Origin of the sequence: Gulosibacter sediminis (assembly GCF_023370115.1) — a bacterium.
Classification (GTDB): domain Bacteria; phylum Actinomycetota; class Actinomycetes; order Actinomycetales; family Microbacteriaceae; genus Gulosibacter; species Gulosibacter sediminis_A.
The window spans coordinates 2,254,830-2,274,731 of sequence record NZ_CP097160.1; the positions used below are offsets into that span (position 1 = coordinate 2,254,830).

A 19,902-nucleotide genomic window follows, 5' to 3' on the forward strand; every position below is an offset into this window, starting at 1 on the left:
CCACGGAGTTCAGCGACGCTCACCTACGCTGACTCCATGGCTGAACTGACCAACAACGACGCCCAGTTCGCGCATCCGCTCGACGACCCAGCCGCCCGCCCGGTCGACGTTGCTGCCGAAGCCGCGCGCGTCATCGCAGAACGCAGTGGGGTTGCCCACCACGACATCGCTCTCACGCTCGGCTCCGGCTGGGGCAAGGCGGCCGATGCCCTGGGCGAGACCGTCGCGACGCTGGCCGCTGACGAGGTGCCCGGCTTCTCGAAGCCCGCGCTCGCCGGCCACGTCGGCACCATCCGCTCGGTGCGCCTCGAGTCGGGCCACCACGCGCTGATCATCGGCGCGCGTACGCACTTCTACGAAGGCCACGGCGTACGCCGCGTCGTGCACTCGGTGCGCACCGCGGCCGCAACCGGCGCGAAGATCATGGTGCTCACGAACGGCGCGGGCGGGCTCAACCCGGCCTGGGCGCCCGGCACCCCCGTGATCATCGGCGACCACATCAACCTCACCGCCGCGTCGCCGCTCGAGGGCGCGACGTTCATCGACCTCACCGATCTCTACTCCGAGCGCCTGCGCACGATCGTGCACGGCGTCGAGAAGCTCGACGAGGGCGTCTACGTGCAGTTTCGCGGCCCGCACTACGAGACGCCGGCCGAGGTAAAGATGGCCGGCGCCATCGGCGGCGACATCGTCGGCATGTCGACCGCGCTCGAGGCCATCGCCGCGCGCGAGGCGGGTATGGAGGTGCTCGGCATGTCGCTCATCACGAACCCCGCCGCGGGTATCTCGCCCGACCCGCTCAGCCACGAGGAGGTCATTGCCGCTGGCAAGGCCGCCGAGTCGCACCTCGCGACCCTGCTCGCCGACGCGGTCAAGCGCATCCTCGTCGCCGACGACGCGGGAGCGGGCGCATGAGCCTGCCGCTGATTCGCGAATCGCAGGTCGCGCTGCGCCACGCCGCGACGGCCTGGCTTGAGCAAGACCCCGACGAGGCGACCCGCGCCGAGCTGAGCGAGCTGCTCGGACGGCTCGGCGACGTCAGCGCGGCTGGCGAGGAGATTGCCGAGAGCGACACCTCTGACCGCGCCGAGGCGTGGCGCGAGGTGCGCGACCGATTTGCGACGCGCCTGCAGTTCGGCACGGCCGGCCTGCGCGGGCGCCAGGGCGCGGGCTCGAACCGGATGAACCGGGTCGTCGTCGCGCAGGCGGCCCGCGGCCTCGCCGACTTTCTGCTCGCCCGCGGCGACGCCGACCCGAGCGTCGTGATCGGCTACGACGCCCGCATCAACTCCGAGATCTACGCGCGCGACACGGCCGAGCTCATGCAGGCCGCCGGGGTGCGCGCGACGCTGTTGCCGAGCGCCCTGCCGACGCCCGTGACGGCGTTCGCGGTGCGCCACCTCGATGCCTCCGCTGGTGTCATGGTGACGGCCTCGCACAACCCGAAGTGGGACAACGGCTACAAGGTGTACCTCGGCGGCGCCGACCAGGGCTCGCAGATCGTGCCGCCGGTCGACGCCGAGATCGCCGCGGCGATCGCCGCCGTCGCGACCGGCCGCAAGGTGACCGAGCTGCCGCGCGACACCGGGTATGCCGTTGCCGATGCCTCACTCGTCGACGCGTACGTCGCCGCCACCGCGAAGGTGCTGCGCCACTCCCCCGTGCCGCTCAAGGTGGCGTACACCGCGATGCACGGTGTCGGCTGGAACACCTACCGCCGGGTGCTCGAGATGGCCGGCATTGAGCCCCACGAGATCGTGCCCGAGCAGATCGAGCCCGACGGCACGTTCCCGACCGTCGACTTCCCAAACCCCGAGGAGCCCGGCGCCCTCGACCTCGCCTACGAGACTGCGAGCCGCGTTGGCGCGCAGCTCATCATCGCGCACGACCCCGACGCCGACCGCCTCGCGGTCGCCGAGTCGGATGGTGCGGGCGGCTGGCACCTCTTCGGCGGCAACGACATCGGCAAGCTGCTCGGCTGGCGCGCGGCAAAGATCGCGACCGCGGCCGGCGCATCCGGCACGCTCGCGACGTCGCTCGTGTCGTCGCCCGCACTGTCGAAGGTCGCCGAGCACTACGGCCTCGGCTACGCCGAAACGCAGACCGGCTTCAAGTGGATCTCGCGTGCCGATGGCATCATCTACGGCTACGAGGAGGCGCTCGGCTATCTCGTCAACACCGAGACCGTGCGCGACAAGGATGGACTCTCTGCCGCCCTCGCCATCCTTGACCTCGCGTTCGCGCAGGCCGCCGACGGCAAGACGTTGCAGGATCTCGACGACGAGTTTGGTGAGCTGTTCGGCGCGTTCGCGTCGCGCCAGGTGGCGCTGCGCTTCGACGACCCGGCGCAACTGCCCGCAGTCATGGCCTCGGTGCGCGCGACGCCTCCGAGGCAGGTGGGTGCCGTCGCCGTCGCCGAGGTGCACGACTTCGAGACCGACGCGCAGCCCGCGAACATCGTGCGGCTCGTGCTCGACGACGGCACGCGGCTCATGATTCGTCCCTCGGGCACCGAGCCAAAGATCAAGGTGTACGTCGACGCCGTGTCGACCGACGGATCGCTCGGCGATCGCCGCGCCTCGGCAAACGAGCGCGCCGACGCGGCCGCTGCGGCGATGCGCGCGCTGCTGAGCTAAGGGGCGACCTCGCCGAGGGCCTTCACGAGCGCGGCGTCGGAGCTCGCGCGGATCGCGCGCACGACGATGCCACCGTCGTGTTCGAGCTGGGATGCGATGTCCGCGATGAGTTCGATATGTGCCGACGGGTTCGTGGTCGCGATCGCGATGACGAGCCCAACCGGGTCGAAGTGCGCGTGCCCGAAGTTCACACCATCGGGGAACGTCATCGCGGCGGCGCCGGGCTTGATCGAGTCGGCGCTCGGCTGCGCGTGCACGAGCGCGAGGCCCGGCGCAATCACTGTGTACGGCCCGTAGCGGTCAATCACGGCGATGACCTTGTCGGGATACCGCCGGGTGACGTAGCCCTCCGACACGAGCAGGCGCGTGGTCTGCTTCACCGCATCGCGCCAGTCGACGGCCTTGCCGCCGGCGCGCACGAGCGCCGGGTCGGTGAAGATGGTCTTCGCGGTCTCTGCGCTCACGCGCCCACCTCCTGCGCGTAGCCCTCGGTGATGCGGTCGGCAAGGTCTTCGCGGTCTTCGAGCGGCGCGAAGGCCGCCTCGGCCGCGTTGAGCTGCAGCTGCTCGAGATCGCCAACCCGCAGGTCAAAGGCGTCGGCGACGAGCTGCAATTCCTCGGATGCGCTCGTCGCGCTCATGAGGCGGTTGTCGGTGTTGACCGTGGTCGAGAACCCGAGCTGGTAGAGCAGGTCGAACGGATGCTGCGTGATGGTCTCGACGGTGCGGTGCTCGAACAGCGGGCTGTCGAGCTCGAGGCCGGTCTGTAGGTTCGACGAGGGCGCGAGTTCGAGGGCGATGCCGCGTTCGCGCACCCAGCTCGCGATCGGGCCGAGCGCGACGCGCGTGCCCGAGTCGTCCTGCTGCTCGAGGGTGATGTCGTCGGCGATGCGCGCGCCGTGGCCGAGGCGCAGCGCACGGCCGTCAATGAGCGCCGAAGCGATCGACTCAAGGCCGGCGGCCTCGCCCGCGTGGATCGTGACGGGCATGAACTCGCCCGCGAGCTTCTCGAGTGCGCGTCGGTGCTGGCTCGGCGGGAAGCCGATCTCAGGGCCCGCGAGGTCGAAGCCGCGCACCCCGCCCGGCTCGCTGTCGCCGCGGTGCCGGAGCGCCGCATCCGCGATCGTGTCGGCGTCGTTCGCCTGGCGCATCGCGCACAGCAGCTGGCCGACCTCGATGCCCTCGTGGGCTTCGCAGCCCTCGCGCAGACCCGCGGTAACGGCCGAAATGACGTCGTCGAGCGTGAGCCCACCGCGCAGGTGCTGCTCGGGCGCCCAACGCAGCTCGGCGTAGATCACGCCATCCGCGGCCAGGTCGGCCACCGCCTCGCGCGCGACGCGGTGCAACGCCTCGGGCGTCTGCAGCACGCGAAGCACCACGTCGAAGGTCTCGAGGTACCGCTCGAGCGAGCCGGAGTCGGCGTTCGCGCGGAACCACTCTCGTAGCTCGGGCTCCCCCGCCGCCGGCAGTTCGATCCCCGCGTCTTCCGCGAGGTCGAGGATCGTTTCGGGGCGCAGGCCGCCGTCGAGGTGATCGTGCAGCAGCACCTTCGGGAGGGTACGCGCATCCACGCCCTCAGCCAGCCAGACTTCCGCACCCTGAGTTGCGGTCCGGTCATGTGTCACAGGAGTCCACCTCCAACCTCGTCTTCGAAATCGTGCACCCGCCGATGCTACCCAGCCTGCATGACCGGTTTGCTCAGATTTCTACAAGTCGTAACACTAACGCGTCTGGGCCGCGTTGCCCGCATTCGATTGGGGGTTGAGTCCCGCGTTGTGGCCCGGAGCAGACACCTACCCCGGGCCACAGAGCTACAGCACGTTACTCAGGAACGCCTTCGTCCGTTCGTGCTGCGGATTGCTGAACAACTCGGTGGGGTCGCCCTGTTCGACGACCACGCCGCCATCCATGAACACGGCACGGTCGGCAACCTGCCGCGCGAACCCAATCTCGTGCGTGACCACGATCATGGTCATGCCCGCCGCCGCGAGGTCGCGCATCACATCGAGCACGTCGCCGACGAGCTCCGGGTCCAGCGCCGATGTCGGCTCATCGAAGAGCAGGAGCTCGGGATCCATCGCGAGGGAACGCGCGATCGCGACCCGCTGCTGTTGTCCGCCCGAGAGCTGGCTCGGGTAATGGTTGGCACGATCCGCAAGTCCGACTCGCTCGAGCAGGATGCGCCCCCTCGCCCGCGCCTGGGCTCGGGGAATTCGGCGGACGCCCACCGGTGCCTCGATGACGTTCTCCAGCGCCGTCATGTGTGGGAAGAGATTGAACCGCTGAAACACCATGCCGATCGACTTGCGCTGGCGCGCGATTCGCTCGGGCGACAACTCGTGCAGCACGTCGCCACGCTGCCGGTACCCCATGATCTCGCCGTCAACGGTGATTCGACCACCGTCGATGGTCTCCAGGTGATTGATGCAGCGCAGCAGCGTAGATTTTCCGCACCCCGACGGCCCGAGCAGCACCACGACTTCGCCACGTTCAACCGTGAGGTCGATGCCCTTCAGCACTTCGTTCTGGCCGAAGCGCTTTCGCACGGATTCGAGCCGCACGATCGGCCCATCATCGTGCAAAACTTCGGTGGCTTGCGTCCATGGATTCACGGTCTTGCTCATCGCTGACCCTCCTTCGCTCCGTCACCAGCGGCCTGCGCCGCATCCGTTTCACCGTCGGTCGTTCCCGGGGTCTTGGCCCGCTTCTCGGAAGCTCCCGCAACGCCCCGGCCGAAGTACTTCTCGAGGTAGTGCTGGGGAATCGCCAGGAGCGAGGTGAGCAGCAGGTACCAGAGGCTCACGACGATCAGCAGCTCAATCTGCTTGAGGTTCTGCGCCGAGATTTGCGTCGCGACCGTGTAGATCTCCAGCACCGCAATGACTGAAAGCAGCGAGGTGTTCTTCAGCATCGAGATGAACTCGTTGCCCATGGGCGGGATGATGACGCGCATGGCCTGCGGCAGCAGGATGCGCCGGAAGGTCCGCACCGGAGTCATGCCCAGCGACGCGGCGGCCTCCCGCTGCCCCGAGTCAACCGACAGCATGCCCGAGCGAACGATCTCGGCCGAGTAGGCCGCCTGGTTCAGGGTGAGGGCGAGCAGGCCGGCAATAAACGGGGTCACGAGCAGGTTGGTAGGCATCGACCAAAACATGATGCTCGTGAAGGGAACGCCGATGCCGAGCCGGTCGAACAGCAAGCCGAGGTACCCCCAGAGCACGACCTGCACGAGCAGCGGCGTGCCGCGGAAAGCCCAGATGTAGACCGCCGAGACCGCCTGCATGACGGGGTTCTTGCTCATCCGCATTGCCGCAATCAGGATCGCGAGCAAGGTCGAGATGACCATGGCGAGGATGGTCAGCACAATCGTGAGCACCAGCCCCGAGAGAATTCGCGGGCTGAAGAGGTACTGGCCGATGGCCGCAAAGTCGAGCTTCTTGTTCGTCGCGATCGCGTGGATGAAGATCGCGACGAGGAACAGGACCGCCGCTCCAGAGATCCACCGCCACGGGTGCCGCAGTGGCCGGATAGTGAGGTCATCGGCAGCGACCCGAGTGCCGTTGCGCTCGGCGGACGAGCTACTTGGTGCTGTGGGCGAGGTCACGGTGCTCATTACTTCTCCGCGAGGTTCACGTCGATGCTCTCGACCCGGTACTGCGTCAGGTCGTGCTTCTCGAGTAGCGCGTCGTAGGTGCCATCCGCCTCGATTGACTGCATGGCGAGCGTAAGGGCTTCCGTCAGACCCTCGTCCTTGAGGACGCCAACGCCGGTATACACGGGCTCAAACCCCTTGGGTGCATCGGCGAAGTCGACGAGTTCGAATGTGCTGCCGTCGCCGGCCGTGGCAACGAGGTATTCCATAATCGGGGCGTCGCCGATGAACGCGTCGGCGTTGCCTGCCTGCACCGCGGTCTGGCCGTCGTTCGTCGTGGCGAGTTCGTGAATCTGAATCTCGGCCTTGCCGGCGCTCGTGCATTCTTCGCTGAGGTCGCGCAGGATGTCGCCGCTTGTCGAAGCTTTCTGCGAGGAGATCGTCAGGCCGCACAGGTCCAGCTCGTCGCTAATCCCCTCGGGGTTGCCCGCGGGCACCGCAATCGCGAAGCCAGCGTGCAGGTACTCGACGAAGTCGAGCACTTCCTGCCGCTCCAGTGTGTCATTCATGCCCGAGAGGATGATGTCGTTCTTGTTGGCTTGCAGGCTCGCGACCACGGAGTCGAACGGCTGCTTATTGATCTGCACGGGAATGTCGAGCTTCTCACCAATCGCATACGCCAAATCGATGTCGAGCCCGGTGATCTCACCCGCATCGTCCTGGTACTCGAACGGCGGATACGGGTAGTCGACCGCCACGTTGATGACCCCGGCGTCGCGGATCTCCTGCGGCACCGCCGCCTTCGCTGCTTCATCCACACCCGAAGTGAGTTGCTCGGTCTGAGTTTCTGACGCGGAGCAACCGGTGAGTGCCAGGACGGACGCGCCCATCAGAGCAATTAGCGTACGAGTTTTCATCAAATTCTCCTTGGTGTTGTGAGTCACATCGTTGCGGCGGGGACTGCGCTGGTCGCCCAGTCGTGGTCCAGCGCAGGTTGGTGGAGGCGGAGGAGGTCATCGGTGGTTTCGCGGCGAACGGCGAGCCGTGCTTCGCCGTCCTTGACGAAGACAACCGCGGGCCGTGCGGCACCGTTGTAGTTGTTGGTCATCGTGTACGTGTAGGCACCCGTGGCAGGGATGACAATGACGTCGTCAATGCGCGGGTCGGGCAGCTCGGCCTGATCGATGAGCAGATCTCCGGACTCGCACTGGCGCCCGACGAGCTGCACACGGGAGTTCGGCACCGCGGTCGCCCGGTTCGCGACCAGGGCCGAGAACCGCTGGCCGGTGAGGGCCACCTCGACGAAGTCGGCCATGCCGCCATCGACCGCGACGAATGTCCGACCCGTTTCCTTAGTGACCACCGTTCGGTAGGCGGTGACTCCCGAGCGAGCGACGGTCGAGCGGCCCGGCTCGATGAGAATCCGCGCATCGGCCGGCAGATAGCGTTCGGCGGCGTCGATCAGCGTGTCGAGATAGTCGTCCACGGACGGCGCCTGCTCGCCCTCGTGGTGGGCGATACCGAGGCCGCCACCGAGGTCGTAGACCGCGAGCCCGCCCAGCGGCTTCAACGCTTCGACCGCGCTCGCGAACTGCTCGACGCTGAGGATCTGAGAGCCGATGTGCACGTGAACGCCCGCGACCTCGAGCCGATCGTGGCCCGCGAGATGCTGAATCAGCTCGCTCACGACGCTGATCGGCAAGCCGAACTTGGAGTCGTTGCCGCCCGTGTTCATGTTCGCGTGCGTCTTCGCGTCGACGCCGGGCATGACCCGGAACAGCAACTTCTGCCGGCGCCCGCGAGGCACGAGACGCTCGAGCCGGTCAAGCTCGGCCTCGTTGTCGACGATGATGACACCGACGCCGACCTCGATTGCTCGAGCGAGTTCCGCATCCGTCTTGGCGTTGCCGTGCAGGTGGATCAGCTCTGGCGTCACCCCCGCCGCGAGTGCAAGCTCAAGTTCACCCGGCCCGGCGACGTCGATGCCCATCCCCTCGGAAGCCGCGATGGCGTAGATCGCGAGAATGGGCGCCGACTTGGAAGCAAACACCGCTTCCGAGTTCGGCCACCGACGATGGAGGCCATCGACGAGCGCGCGCATCTGGCTCCGCAGCGAGGCCTCGTCATAGATGTGCAGCGGAGTACCGAATTCCGCTGCGAGGTCGCTCACCCGGCAGCCGCCAATCGTGAGTTCCCCATCGGCGTCGGCAGCGGCGGTGGCGGGCAAAACGTCCGCCAAACGCTCGAGCGACGATTGGTTCGCGGTCATGTGGTCTCCTCGCACGATGGCTTTGCAGCGGTGTTGGTGTTGCGAACGCCACCAACTTGGTTGCAAGCAACGGTACAAATGCCGACCACCCCTGTTTTTGGGGTATCTCATAGTCTTATGGCATGAGTCTGTCGATATCTCCAAGTTCTTCGCCGCAGGGGTCGACGGTCGCCGCGCTGCTCGAGGACGCGGCCCCGCTCGCCACCGCGCTTTTCCTCCCGGATGCGGAGCTGCCGGCAATTGTTGGGGTCGAGTTCTACGACGACTCGGCCCCCGAACGCGTTGCCGAGGGCGTCCTCGTGCTCGTCCCCTCGTGGCGTGCGCTGCGACAGCAAGCGATGCGCGGCCTCGTGGAGCTGGCGGCGAAGCGCGGTGCTGCGGGCGTCGTGATTCAGGGCGGCGAACCACCGCAACAGGTGATCGCCGCGTGCGCGCAGACCGCGCGTGGCGTCGCGCTGCTGCGTCTCGACGACCACGTCTCGTGGCGCGAGTTCGAGGCGGTCGTTGACCTCGCAATCGGCGAGACCTCCCCCAGCATCACTGCGTCGCTGCTGCAGTCCGACTACCTCTTCGCGATCGCGGACTCCATCGCGGAGGTCTTCGGCGGCTCCGTCGCGGTCGAGAACCATGCGCGAACGCTGCTCGCTTACTCGACCGTCGAGCGCCAAATCATCGACGAGACGCGCAGCGTCGGCATCCGCACTCGCCAGGTGCCGCACGCCACCCGCAATCACGAGCAGTACCGGCAGGTGCAGTTCACCGACGGTCCCGTGCAGTTCCCGCAGTTCGACGCGCACGAGCTGCCGCGCGCCGCCATCGCGGTGCGGGCCGGCAGTATGCAGCTCGGCAGCATCTGGGCGATCGACCCGGACGGCGGCCCCGAGGCTCCCCTCTCGGAAGAGAAACGGGATGCGCTCGAGCGGGGCGCGCAATCGGCCGCCGCGCACCTGCTCGCGGCCTGGCGGGTGAGCGACGCCGAGGCTCGGCGCCGTGACGCCGCGCTCGGTCGGATGCTCGAGATCCCGCCGACGAGCAGCGACCTCGTCGCGCTCTCGCTCGCGCCCACCACCGAGGTGCGCCTGATTTCGCTGCAGTTCGTCGGCGAGCCGGCCAGCCCGGGCGACGAGCGGCAGCTGCAGGCCTTCGCCGAGCACCAGCTGCAGGCCCGAGTCTCGGTCGTTGCGGCTGCCCTGACGAACGGCGCCTGCTATGTCGCGGTCACGGGCGCGACCGAGTCGCGCATCCGGGATGCGCTCACCGCCACGATCCGTGCCGCGGCGCGCTCATTCACCCAGGCAATTCGAGCCGCCATCGCCTGCCCCACCACCGCCGGGGTGGGCTTCGTCGCCGCGCGCGAAGAACTCGACGCGATTCTCCGCACGCCCCACGAGCGAACTCAGCCGGTCACGAGTAGCGACGACGTCCGCGCCTCGCTCCTTGCCGACCACCTCGGGCAGCTATTTGCGACGTATCCGTACCTGCAGCATCCGGCCGTCACCATGGCCGACGACCGGCGCCAGCGCGAACGGCGCGACACGATGCTCGCCTGGTTCGAGCAGGGCGGCCCCGCCGGCGCGGCCGCCCACCTGCACGTGCATGAGAACACCGTGCGCTACCGAGTCCAGCAGGCGCTGCGCGACTGGGGAGTCCAGCTCGACCAACCCGATGAGGCCCTCGCCCTTTGGACGACGCTGGTCGCGTGGCGGGCGCGCGACCGCGGCACGCCCACCGACTAGCCCGGCCAGCGGTCGGGTCGCGCGCCGAACCTCAGCGGATGCGGTCGACGATGAGCGGGGCGGGCTCGGGCGCCGCGTCGCCGAGCTCCCACGCGCCATCGAGCGCGTCGAGGGCGCGGTTGAAGTGCGACGCGTCATCGGCGTGGAGGGTCCAGAGCAAGTCGCCGCGGCGCACCGTGTCGCCCGGCTTCACCGCGAGGTCGATGCCCGCGGCGTGCACCACCGGGTCCTGCTTGCGCGCGCGGCCGGCGCCGAGGCGCCACGCGGCCAGGCCGAACTGGTAGGCATCCTGCCGGGTCACGACGCCATCGCGCTCGGCCCGCACCTCGTGCGACTCGCGCGAGGTCGGCATCGCCGCATCCGGGTCGCCGCCCTGCGCCACAACAAACTTGCGCCAGACATCCATCGCCTGGCCGCCGCGCAGGTGCGCGGCCACGTCGACGTCGCGGATGCCCGCGAGCTCGAGCATCTCCTGGGCGAGCGCGACCGTGAGCTCGACGACGTCGGCGGGGCCACCGCCGGCGAGCACCTCGATCGACTCGCGCACCTCGTTCGCGTTGCCGATCGTGCGGCCGAGGGGCGTGTTCATATCGGTGAGCAGCGCTGACACGTTGACGCCGGCGTCGGTGCCGAGCTGCACCATCGTCTCGGCGAGCTCGCGGGCCCGCTCGCGCTCGCGCATGAACGCGCCCGAGCCGAACTTCACGTCGAGCACGAGCGCGCCCGTGCCCTCGGCGATCTTCTTCGACATGATCGACGAGGCGATGAGCGGAATCGCCTCGACCGTGCCCGTGATGTCGCGCAGGGCGTAGAGCTTCTTGTCGGCCGGCGCGAGCTCGGCCCCCGCGGCGCAGACGACGCCGCCGACTTCCTCGAGCTGGCGCAGCAACTCGTCGTTCGACAGCTCGGCGCGCCACCCAGGAATCGACTCGAGCTTGTCGAGCGTGCCACCCGTGTGGCCGAGGCCGCGGCCCGAGAGCTGCGGCACCGCGGCGCCGAACGACGCAACAAGGGGCATGAGCGGCAGGGTGATCTTGTCGCCGACGCCGCCGGTCGAATGCTTGTCGGTGGTCGGCTTCGACAGACTCGAGAAGTCGAGGCGCTCGCCCGACGCGATCATCGCGTTCGTGAGGTTGAGGATCTCGTCGCGCTGCATGCCGTTGAGGAAGATCGCCATGGTCATGGCCGCCATCTGCTCGTCGCCGACGAAGCCGTCGGTGTAGCGGGCGATCAACCAGCGAATCTCGTCGCCGCTCAGGGCTCCCCCGTCGCGCTTGCGTCGAATGAGCTCGATCGCGTCAAACTGCTCAGCCAATTTTCCTCCTCGATGCGGGCGACCGGGTCGGTACTAGGCGGGCTCGCCCCGGTCGTCGAAATCGTTCAGGTTGCGAGGCCCGAAAGCCATGGGCAGGATGCCCTCGATGTCGGTGATGCCGGCGATGGTATCGAAGAGACACCCCGGTGCGGCGAACTCGTTGAGCAGTTGCCGACACCGACCGCACGGCATGAGCCGCTCGCCGTTGCCGTCGCAGCAGGTAAAGGCGATGAGCTGCCCGCCGCCGGTGCGCGCGAGCTCCGACACGAGCCCGCACTCGGCGCAGAGGCCCACGCCGTAGCTCGCGTTCTCGACGTTGCAGCCCGTGACGATGCGACCGTCGTCGACGAGGGCGGCCGCGCCGACTCGAAACTTCGAGTACGGCACGTACGCGTGCGCCTGCACCTCTCGCGCGGCGGCGCGCAGCGTCTCCCAGTCGATGTCGACGACGGCCCGCATCCGATCGTTCACGAGCTACCGGCCCTGCGTGATGTAGGGTGTGCCGCTCGCGGCGGGCGCGCGGGACTGCCCCACGAAGCCGACGACGGCGAACACGGTCACGATGTACGGCACCATCGCCATGAGCTCGGTGGGTAGGTCGGCGCCCACCTGCGAGGCGAGCGTGCGGAAGTTCGACGCGAAGCCGAACAGGATCGCCGCGAGCGTCGCATACACCGGGTGCCAGCGGCCGAAGATCAGTGCCGCGAGCGCGATATACCCCTGACCGCTCGTCACCTCAGAGCCGAAGGCGCCGACGAGGCCGAGCGTGTAGTACGAGCCACCGAAGCCGGCGATCGCGCCCGAGAGCAGCACGTTGCGCCAGCGGGTGGCGTTGACGTTGATGCCGACGGTGTCGGCTGCCTTGGGATGCTCGCCAACCGCGCGGGTGCGGATGCCCCACTTCGAGTTGAAGAGCATGAACACCATGAACGGCACGAGCAGGAAGAGCGCGTAGACGACGATCGTGTTCGAGAACAGCAGCGGACCGAGCACCGGGATCTCGCTCAGGCCCGGGATCGACCAGGTCGGATAGCGGTCGGGGCTGTTGTAGCGCTGCGGGTCGCTCGACATGAGGCCCGAATAGAGGAAGTCGGTAAGGCCGAGCACGATCATGTTGATCACGACACCGACGACGACCTGCTCGACCCAGTAAGTGATTGAGAACAGCGCGAGGATGGCCGAGATGAGCACACCGGCGACGATCGCGGCAACGAGGCCGGCGACCCAGTTGCTCGTGAGGCTCGCCACGAGCGCCGAAGCAAAGGCACCGGAGAGCAGCTGACCTTCAATGGCGATATTCACGACGCCGGAGCGTTCGGCAACGAGGCCGGCCATCGAACCAAACACGATCGGCGTCGAGAGGGCGAGGGTGCCGGTGAGCAGCCAGGCCAGCGGCACGTTCGCGCCGGCGCCAACCCAGATGATGAGCGCGATCGCCCAGAGCGCCGCGAACACGGCGCTCACCCACATCGGCACCTTCTGGCGCGCGAGCGAGCGCGAGAACGCGAAGACGGTGAGGGCGATCATGCCGACCGTGAGCACGGCGTTCGTGAGCATCGTCGGGAACACGAGCGGGTCGAGCTGAATCGCGCCGCCGCGGTTGCTGATGTCGATCTGCGTCGACTGGTCACCGACGGTGAACACGAAGGCGAGCAGCGAGACGAGCGTGAAGACCGCGAGCAAGATCGGGGTCTTCAGCTTGCGGGGTGCGAGGGTCTCGCCCCCGGCGGGGGCCGCCTCGGCGCGGGTGAGCTGGTCGTTCGTCATGGTTACGCCTCCGAACCCTGCTTGCGAGCCGACAGTCGGTCGGCGAGTTGGATGCCCGTGGGCTTCGGCAGGAAGCCGAGGAACTTCGGGGCGGCGACGAAGAGCACGATGAGGCCCTGGATCACCGGGATGATGTCCTTCGGCACACCGGCGCTGACTTCCATCGAGACGGCACCCGCCTTGAGCGCGCCGAACAGCAGCGCGGCGAAGATGATGCCGATCGGGTTATTGCCGCCAAGCAGCGCGACCGTGATCGCGTCGAAGCCGATGCCCGCATCCACCGACGGCTCGATGCCGGTCGGGTGCACCTCAAGCGTCTGCGTCGCGGCGGCGATGCCGATGAAGCCGCCCGAGAGCGCCATCGTGAGCACCGTGACGAGCTTCACGTTGATGCCGGCGGTGCGGGCCGCGTTCGGGTTGATCCCGACCGCGCGAATCTGGAAGCCGATCGTCGAGCGGTCCATGATCCACCAGTACGCGACCGCCGCGAGAATCACGACGACGATGCCGGTGCCAAACACACCCGCGATCTCGGGGAATCGGGCGCTCTCGAGAATCGCCTTGCTCTTCGCATAGCCCGGTGCGTTTTCGGCCTGGAACGGCTGCTGCTTGAGCAGGTAGGTGACGCCCCAGTAAGCGATCCAGTTGAACATGATCGTGAGGATCACCTCGTGCGCGCCGGTCTGTGCCTTGAGCCAGCCGACGATCGCGGCCCACATCGAGGCGGCGAGGATCGCGATGATGATCGTGACGACGAGGTGGAGCACCGGGGGCAGGGCCCAGTTGGAACCCACGTAGGCGGCGAAGAACGCGCCGACGAGCAGCTGCCCCTGACCACCAATGTTGAAGAGGCCGGCGCGGAACGCGATGCCGAGGCCGAGACCGGCGGCGATGAGCGGCGTCGCCCACTGCAGCGTCGTCAGCAGCGGGAGGAACCCGCGCTTCGGGTTGTAGATGGCGCCGTTGATGAGCGCCTGCACGGCGTCGCCGATGAGCGCGCCCGCGGCCTGGAAGAAGTGCTGCGGCGCGGCGAACACGTAGCCGAGCGTGCTCTGCACATCCGGGTCGGTGAAGACCGCGATGAGCAGACCGATGAAGAGCGCGATGACGATCGCGATGAGCGAGCGGGCGAACGAGCCGCCGAGGATGTCGCGCCAGACGCCGCGCCAGGGCTCGTCGGCGAGGGCGTTCGTGGAGCCGGTGCGCACCTTGTCGACCGGCGGCTGGTCGACGTCGGGCGTGAGTTTCGCGTCATTCGCCATGGGGAATACCTGCCATCATCTGTCCAAGTGTTTCGCGCGAGGTGTCGGCCGACACGATGCCCATCGAGCGGCCGTCGTACATCACCATGATTCGGTCGGCGAGCTGCACGACCTCGTCGAGCTCGGTCGACACGATGAGCACCGGGATGCCCGAGTCGCGCGTCGCGACGATCTGGTCGTGCACGAACTCGATCGAGCCGACGTCGAGGCCGCGCGTGGGCTGGGATGCGATGAACAGCTTGAGCTGTCGCCCGAGTTCGCGCGCGAGCACGACCTTCTGCTGATTACCGCCCGAGAGGCGGCCGACGGCGGTCTCGGTCGACGGTGTGCGCACGTCGAACGATTCGACCTTCTGCTCGGCGTTCTCGTGAATCGCGCCGAGGTCGAGCGCGATGCCCTTCGAGAACGGCTTGCGGTCGAACTCGTCGAGGATCAGGTTCTCGGCGATCGTGAACTCGCCGACGATGCCGTCGACGGTGCGGTCCTCAGGGACAAAACCGATGCCGGTGTTGAGCGCCTGCTTCACGCTGAGGCCGAGCACCTCTTTGCCGTTGAGCGTGATCGAGCCGTCGGTCTTCGGCTGGAGGCCGAGGATCGCCTCGGTGAGCTCGGTCTGGCCGTTGCCCTGCACGCCGGCGACAACGAGGATCTCGCCCTCGCGGATTTCGAAGCTGAGCCCATCCACCAGGCGCTGGCCGGTCGGGCTGAAGACGGTGAGGTCGCGCACCTGGAACGACGCGGAGCCGAGCTTCGGCGCATCCTTCTGCACCGTCAGCGACACGTCGTGGCCGACCATGAGCGTCGCGAGTTCCTCGTTCGACGCGGTCGGCTCGGCCGTGCCGACAACCTTGCCGCGGCGGATGACCGTGATGCGGTCGCTCACGTGCCGCACCTCGCGCAGCTTGTGCGAGATGAAGACGATCGAGGTGCCCTGCTGACGCAGCTCGTCCATGATGCGCATGAGCTCGTCGGTCTCTTGCGGCGTGAGCACGGCGGTGGGCTCGTCGAGCACGAGCACCTTCGCCTCCTGCGACAGGGCCTTGATGATCTCGACGCGCTGCTGCTGCCCGACCGAGAGGTCTTCGACCACCGAGTCGGGGTCGATGCGGAAGCCGAAGCGCTCCGAGATCTCGTTCACGCGGGTGCGCGCGGCCTGGAGGTCGAGAATGCCCGCGCCCTTCGTGGGCTCGTGGCCGAGCATGAGGTTCTCGGCCACCGTGAAGACGGGAATCAGCATGAAGTGCTGGTGCACCATTCCGATGCCGGCGCGCATCGCGTCGCCGGGCCCGGAGAAGTTTTGGACCTCACCATCGAGGAGGATTTCACCTTCTTCGGGCGTGTAGAGCCCGTAGAGCACGTTCATCAGGGTCGACTTGCCCGCGCCGTTCTCGCCGAGCAGCGCGTGGATCTCCCCCTCCTCAACAGTGAGGTCGATGCTGTCGTTTGCGGTGAAGTTGCCGAAGCGCTTCGTGATACCGCGGAGTTCGAGTTTCATCCGAGACCTTCTCCAAGCAACGGGTGGGGTTCTGCAGGAAGCCTAACGGGCCACCGGCGCGATTTGAGCCCGGCCGAGCTCCTAAGGGCTTGACCGGGCTCAAATCGCATACGGGTCGCGCGTCAGCGCGAGGGAATGGTTACTCCGAAACCGCGGGCGACGAAGGCGACTCGACCTCGATCGTGCCGTCGATGATGCCCTGGCGGATCGTGTCGAGCTCGTCGAGCATGCCGTCCGGCAGCTCCGACTCGAAGTCGCCGAAGTCCGAGAGGCCAACGCCCTCGTTCTCGAGCGTGCCAGTGTAGGTGGTGCCGCCGGCGAAGTTGCCCTCGACCGCGCTTTCGATCGCCTCGTAGACCGTCACGTCGAGACCCTTCTCGATCGAGACGAAGATGATGTCTGCGTAGTCCGGCTCCTTCTCGCGAAGGTCGCTGTCGACGCCGAGCAGCAGCGCGTTGTCGCCGTCGGCACGGATCGCCTCAGCGGCACCCTGGTAGAGCGGGCCACCAACCGGCAGGATGATGTCGGCACCCTGGGCGAGGAAGCCCTCGGTGATCTGGTTCGCCTTGGTCTGGTCGCTGAAGTTGCCGACGAACTCACCGTTCTGGCCCTCAACGTCCCAGCCGAGCACCTCAACGTCGGTGCCCTTTTCCTCGTTGTAGTAGGCAACGCCGTCGGCGAAGCCATCCATGAAGATGGTGACCGAGGGAATCTGGGCGCCACCGAAGGTGGCAACCTTGCCACTCTCCGACTGACCCGCGGCAGCGTAACCGGCAAGGAACGCGGCCTGTGCCGTGTCGTAGTTGAGCTGCAGGAGGTTGTCAGCGCTGAGGTAGTCGACGTCGACGATCGCGAAGTCGGTGTCGGGGTTGGCGTCGGCGGCAGCCTGGGTCGCATCGGCAAGGTTGAAGCCCACGGGGATGATCAGGTTGCAGCCCTGGTCAACCATCGCCGAGAGGTTCGGCTGGAAGTCGTCAGGCGAGCTCGACTGCGCTTCGGCCGAGGAGATCCCAAGCTGGTCGACCGCCATCTCGAGGCCCTCGTGCGCGAGCTGGTTGAACGAGCGGTCGTCGAAGCCGCCCTCATCCGACACCATGCACGCGAGGAAGTCGCTGTTGTCGCTGCCTGCGCCACCGGTCGCCTCGGTGTCAGCGGGCGGGGCACCGCACGCCGCGAGCGCGAGCATACTGATCGACGCGACGCTGAGCGCGCCGACCGCCTTCTTGCGAGACATACCCATTGGTTCTCCTCAAGTAGTTCCGCACCCGTGCGGAATGTTCACCTTGAGTTGAGTCTATGTTGATTTTTCTCACAGCCGCGACGACTAGTGTCGCGCTCCCTAACGATTTGGCTACGCCTGCCGTGCAGTGCTGTCGGTTCGCTACAAGACTTCCGGATGGTCGGACTCCTTGATCAAGCCGACTAGCTGCTTCACCTGCTGGGCGTTCTTGCGCGTCGTCACGAGCAAGGCGTCCTCGGTGTCGATCACCACGACGTCCTGCAGCCCAGCGATCGCAATGACGCGCTCGGTCTCGGAAATCACGAGCCCGCTCGACTCATAGGCGATGACCCGCTCGGGCGATCCGATCGCGCTGACGCCCTCGTCGCAGTTGCTCACGCCCTCGTGCACGCGCGAGACGGCGGCGAAGTCGCCGACGTCGTCCCAGCCGAAGAAGCCGGGGATGACCGCAAGGCCACCCTTCTTCGCGGCGGGTTCGGCGACGGTGTAGTCGATCGCGATCTTGTCGAGCGTCGGCCACACGCGAGCCACGACCTCGTCGCGTGCTGGCGAATCCCACGCCTCGGCGATCTCGTGGATGCCCGCGGCGAGCTCGGGCGCGTTCTCTTCGAGCTCGGCGAGCAGGCGGCTCGCGCGGGCGATGAACATGCCGGCGTTCCAGAGGTACTCACCCGAGGTGAGGTAACGGCGGGCGGTCGCGGCCTTCGGCTTCTCGATGAACGCGTCGACCTGGCGGGCCGAGGGGGCGCCGAGGATCTCGAGCGGTTCACCGGCGCGGATGTAGCCGAACGCGGTCGACGGCTCGATGGGCTGGATGCCAATCGTCACGATGAGCCCCTCATTCGCGGCGCGCACCGCCTCGACGACGGCGCGGCGGAAACGCGTGTCGGCCGAGATGAGGTGGTCGGCGGCGAAGGAGCCGATGACGGCGCCGGGGTGGCGGCGCTCGATGATCGCGGCGGCGAGCCCGACGGCGGCGCTCGAGTCGCGCCCCTCGGTCTCGAGAATCACGTTGTGCTGCAGCAGTTCGGGCAGCTGGTGCTGCACCTCTTCGCCGTGGGCGGCGCCCGTCACAACGTAGATGCGCTCGTCGCCGGTGAGGGGTGCGAGGCGCTCCCACGTCGAGCGGAGCAGCGTGGTGCCGGTGCCGGCGATGTCGCGCAGGAATTTTGGGCGGTCCGCACGACTCAGCGGCCACAAGCGAGACCCCACGCCACCTGCCGGAATCACCGCATAGAAGTGGTCCAAGTTATTGGGCATGCGCACGACTGTAGTGCCCGACGGTTCAAGGTTCGCAGCAGATACGTCCACGCAACCCAATCTCGTCCCGAAGTTCGCCTGGGGTTCAACCCACGGCTACTGGCGCCTCCTATGGTCGATACATCATGCGAGTCGCAGTGGTCACCGAAAGCTTCCTGCCGACACTGAACGGCGTCACCAACAGCGTGCGCAAGGTGCTCGAGCACCTGCGGCTGCGGGGGCACGAGGCGATCGTCATCTGCCCGAAGGCCGGTGCGCCGGCCGAATACGCGGGTTTCCCGGTGCACGAGGTGACGACGGTGAACCTCCGCGAGTTCCCGGTGGGCCTCCCGAGCCTCCAGGTCGACCAGCTGCTGCGCGACTTCAACCCCGACGTCGTGCACGCCGCATCCCCCTTCATGCTCGGCTGGAACGCGCTCGCGACCGCCCGACGCCGAGGCATCCCGACCGTCGCCATCTTCCAGACCGACGTCGCCGGCTACACCGAGCGCAACCGCCTCGGCGCGATGCGCGAGGTCACGTGGATGTTCCTCCGCAGCGTGCACTCGCAGGCCGACGTCACGCTCGCGCCGTCGACCCACTCGATTCGCGACCTCGAGCGCAACCGCTTCGAGCGGGTGAAGACCTGGGGCCGCGGCGTCGACCTCGAGGCCTACCACCCGAACCACCGCCTCGCACCCGACGCGGCCGAGCTGCGCGCGAGCATCGCGGGGCCCGACGAGGTCGTCGTCGGCTACGTCGGCCGGCTCGCGCCAGAGAAGCAGGTCGAGCGGCTCGCGCAGCTCCGCGGCATTCCGGGCATCCACCTCGCGATCGTCGGCGAGGGCCCGAGCGACGAGTCGGTGCGCGCCGCCCTGCACGGCATGCCAGTGACCTACCTCGGTCGCCGCAGCGGCCGCGACCTCTCGCTCGCCTACGCGAGCTTCGACTTGTTCGTGCACACCGGCACCGAAGAGACCTTCGGCCAGACGCTGCAGGAGGCGCACGCCGCCGGCCTGCCCGTCGTGGCACCGCTCGCCGGCGGCCCGGTCGACCTTGTTACGCACGGTGACGACGGCTACCTCTTTGACCCCGCCTTGCGCGGCGGCATCGACTCGATGCGGGCCTACGTCGAGCGCCTCGTCGGCGACCGGATGCTGCGGGCCCGGATGGGCGAGGCCGGCCGCCGCCGCGTGCTCGACCGCTCGTGGGAGGGCATCTGCGATGAGCTGCTCGGTCACTACGACGACGTGATCGCGGCGACCCAAACGGCCGCCGCATTCAGCCGCGAGTAAGGCCCACCTAATAGCGCTCCTCGCTGAAGGTTGCCTCAAAACGGGGTAACCTGGCAT

Annotated in this window: 17 protein-coding genes; 4 read left to right on the forward strand and 13 right to left on the reverse strand. The window is 67.7% G+C overall.

What is annotated here, in order from left to right; genetic code table 11:
- Window positions 1-36 precede the first annotated feature (36 nt).
- Together M3M28_RS10350 and M3M28_RS10355 are read left to right on the forward strand one after the other, a co-directional pair.
- A complete protein-coding gene (locus M3M28_RS10350; RefSeq protein ID WP_249386388.1) occupies window positions 37-915 on the forward strand; it encodes a purine-nucleoside phosphorylase in 879 nt (292 codons plus the stop codon).
- Entirely contained in the window at window positions 912-2,636 is a 1,725-nt protein-coding gene (locus M3M28_RS10355; protein WP_249386389.1) for a phospho-sugar mutase, read from the forward strand. The genes M3M28_RS10350 and M3M28_RS10355 overlap by 4 nt, the downstream gene beginning before the upstream one ends.
- Here the strand turns inward: M3M28_RS10355 and M3M28_RS10360 are convergent.
- The 6 genes from M3M28_RS10360 to lysA all read right to left on the reverse strand — a co-directional run bounded on the left by M3M28_RS10360 (window position 2,633) and on the right by lysA (window position 8,496).
- A complete protein-coding gene (locus M3M28_RS10360; protein ID WP_249386390.1) occupies window positions 2,633-3,100 on the reverse strand; it encodes a PTS sugar transporter subunit IIA in 468 nt (155 codons plus the stop codon). The genes M3M28_RS10355 and M3M28_RS10360 overlap by 4 nt on opposite strands.
- A complete protein-coding gene (locus tag M3M28_RS10365; protein ID WP_249386391.1) occupies window positions 3,097-4,260 on the reverse strand; it encodes an adenosine deaminase in 1,164 nt (387 codons plus the stop codon). Before M3M28_RS10365 ends, M3M28_RS10360 begins: the two co-directional genes overlap by 4 nt.
- 186 nt (window positions 4,261-4,446) lie before the next feature.
- The gene (locus M3M28_RS10370) at window positions 4,447-5,259 is read right to left on the reverse strand and encodes an amino acid ABC transporter ATP-binding protein (RefSeq protein WP_283255705.1); all 813 of its coding nucleotides are present in this window, start codon (window positions 5,257-5,259) and stop codon (window positions 4,447-4,449) included.
- Entirely contained in the window at window positions 5,256-6,248 is a 993-nt protein-coding gene (locus M3M28_RS10375; protein ID WP_249386392.1) for an amino acid ABC transporter permease, read from the reverse strand. The genes M3M28_RS10370 and M3M28_RS10375 overlap by 4 nt, the downstream gene beginning before the upstream one ends.
- A complete protein-coding gene (locus M3M28_RS10380) occupies window positions 6,248-7,045 on the reverse strand; it encodes an ABC transporter substrate-binding protein (protein ID WP_249386393.1) in 798 nt (265 codons plus the stop codon). Before M3M28_RS10380 ends, M3M28_RS10375 begins: the two co-directional genes overlap by 1 nt.
- A 122-nt stretch (window positions 7,046-7,167) precedes the next feature.
- Entirely contained in the window at window positions 7,168-8,496 is a 1,329-nt protein-coding gene (gene lysA / locus M3M28_RS10385; protein ID WP_249386394.1) for a diaminopimelate decarboxylase, read from the reverse strand.
- 122 nt (window positions 8,497-8,618) lie between these two features.
- Here lysA and M3M28_RS10390 point away from each other — a divergent pair, with 122 nt between their 5' ends.
- On the forward strand, window positions 8,619-10,232 hold the full coding sequence (locus M3M28_RS10390) for a helix-turn-helix domain-containing protein (RefSeq protein WP_249386395.1): 1,614 nt from the start codon (window positions 8,619-8,621) through the stop codon (window positions 10,230-10,232).
- 31 nt (window positions 10,233-10,263) lie between these two features.
- Here M3M28_RS10390 and M3M28_RS10395 read toward each other — a convergent pair whose 3' ends face one another.
- The 7 genes from M3M28_RS10395 to M3M28_RS10425 form a co-directional block, all read right to left on the reverse strand.
- Window positions 10,264-11,547 carry a thymidine phosphorylase gene (locus M3M28_RS10395; RefSeq protein ID WP_249386396.1) on the reverse strand — a complete coding sequence of 428 codons (1,284 nt, stop codon included), beginning with the start codon at window positions 11,545-11,547 and terminating at the stop codon, window positions 10,264-10,266.
- Between the two features lie 33 nt (window positions 11,548-11,580).
- The gene (locus M3M28_RS10400) at window positions 11,581-12,006 is read right to left on the reverse strand and encodes a cytidine deaminase (protein ID WP_125106863.1); all 426 of its coding nucleotides are present in this window, start codon (window positions 12,004-12,006) and stop codon (window positions 11,581-11,583) included.
- A 15-nt stretch (window positions 12,007-12,021) separates the two neighbouring features.
- Window positions 12,022-13,314, reverse strand: a complete 1,293-nt coding sequence (locus tag M3M28_RS10405; protein ID WP_249386397.1) for an ABC transporter permease — start codon at window positions 13,312-13,314, stop codon at window positions 12,022-12,024.
- Window positions 13,315-13,316: 2 nt separating this feature from the next.
- On the reverse strand, window positions 13,317-14,576 hold the full coding sequence (locus tag M3M28_RS10410) for an ABC transporter permease (RefSeq protein WP_249386398.1): 1,260 nt from the start codon (window positions 14,574-14,576) through the stop codon (window positions 13,317-13,319).
- Window positions 14,566-16,071 carry an ABC transporter ATP-binding protein gene (locus tag M3M28_RS10415; RefSeq protein WP_249386399.1) on the reverse strand — a complete coding sequence of 502 codons (1,506 nt, stop codon included), beginning with the start codon at window positions 16,069-16,071 and terminating at the stop codon, window positions 14,566-14,568. Before M3M28_RS10415 ends, M3M28_RS10410 begins: the two co-directional genes overlap by 11 nt.
- Window positions 16,072-16,210: 139 nt before the next feature.
- Window positions 16,211-17,311 carry a BMP family lipoprotein gene (locus M3M28_RS10420; RefSeq protein WP_249386400.1) on the reverse strand — a complete coding sequence of 367 codons (1,101 nt, stop codon included), beginning with the start codon at window positions 17,309-17,311 and terminating at the stop codon, window positions 16,211-16,213.
- A 141-nt stretch (window positions 17,312-17,452) separates the two neighbouring features.
- Entirely contained in the window at window positions 17,453-18,571 is a 1,119-nt protein-coding gene (locus tag M3M28_RS10425) for a mannose-1-phosphate guanylyltransferase (RefSeq protein WP_249386401.1), read from the reverse strand.
- A gap of 125 nt (window positions 18,572-18,696) precedes the next feature.
- On the opposite strand from M3M28_RS10425, the gene M3M28_RS10430 reads away from it, so the two are divergent.
- Window positions 18,697-19,845: a glycosyltransferase family 4 protein gene (locus M3M28_RS10430; RefSeq protein WP_249386402.1), complete on the forward strand. Its 1,149-nt coding sequence runs from the start codon at window positions 18,697-18,699 to the stop codon at window positions 19,843-19,845.
- Window positions 19,846-19,902: the final 57 nt, after the last annotated feature.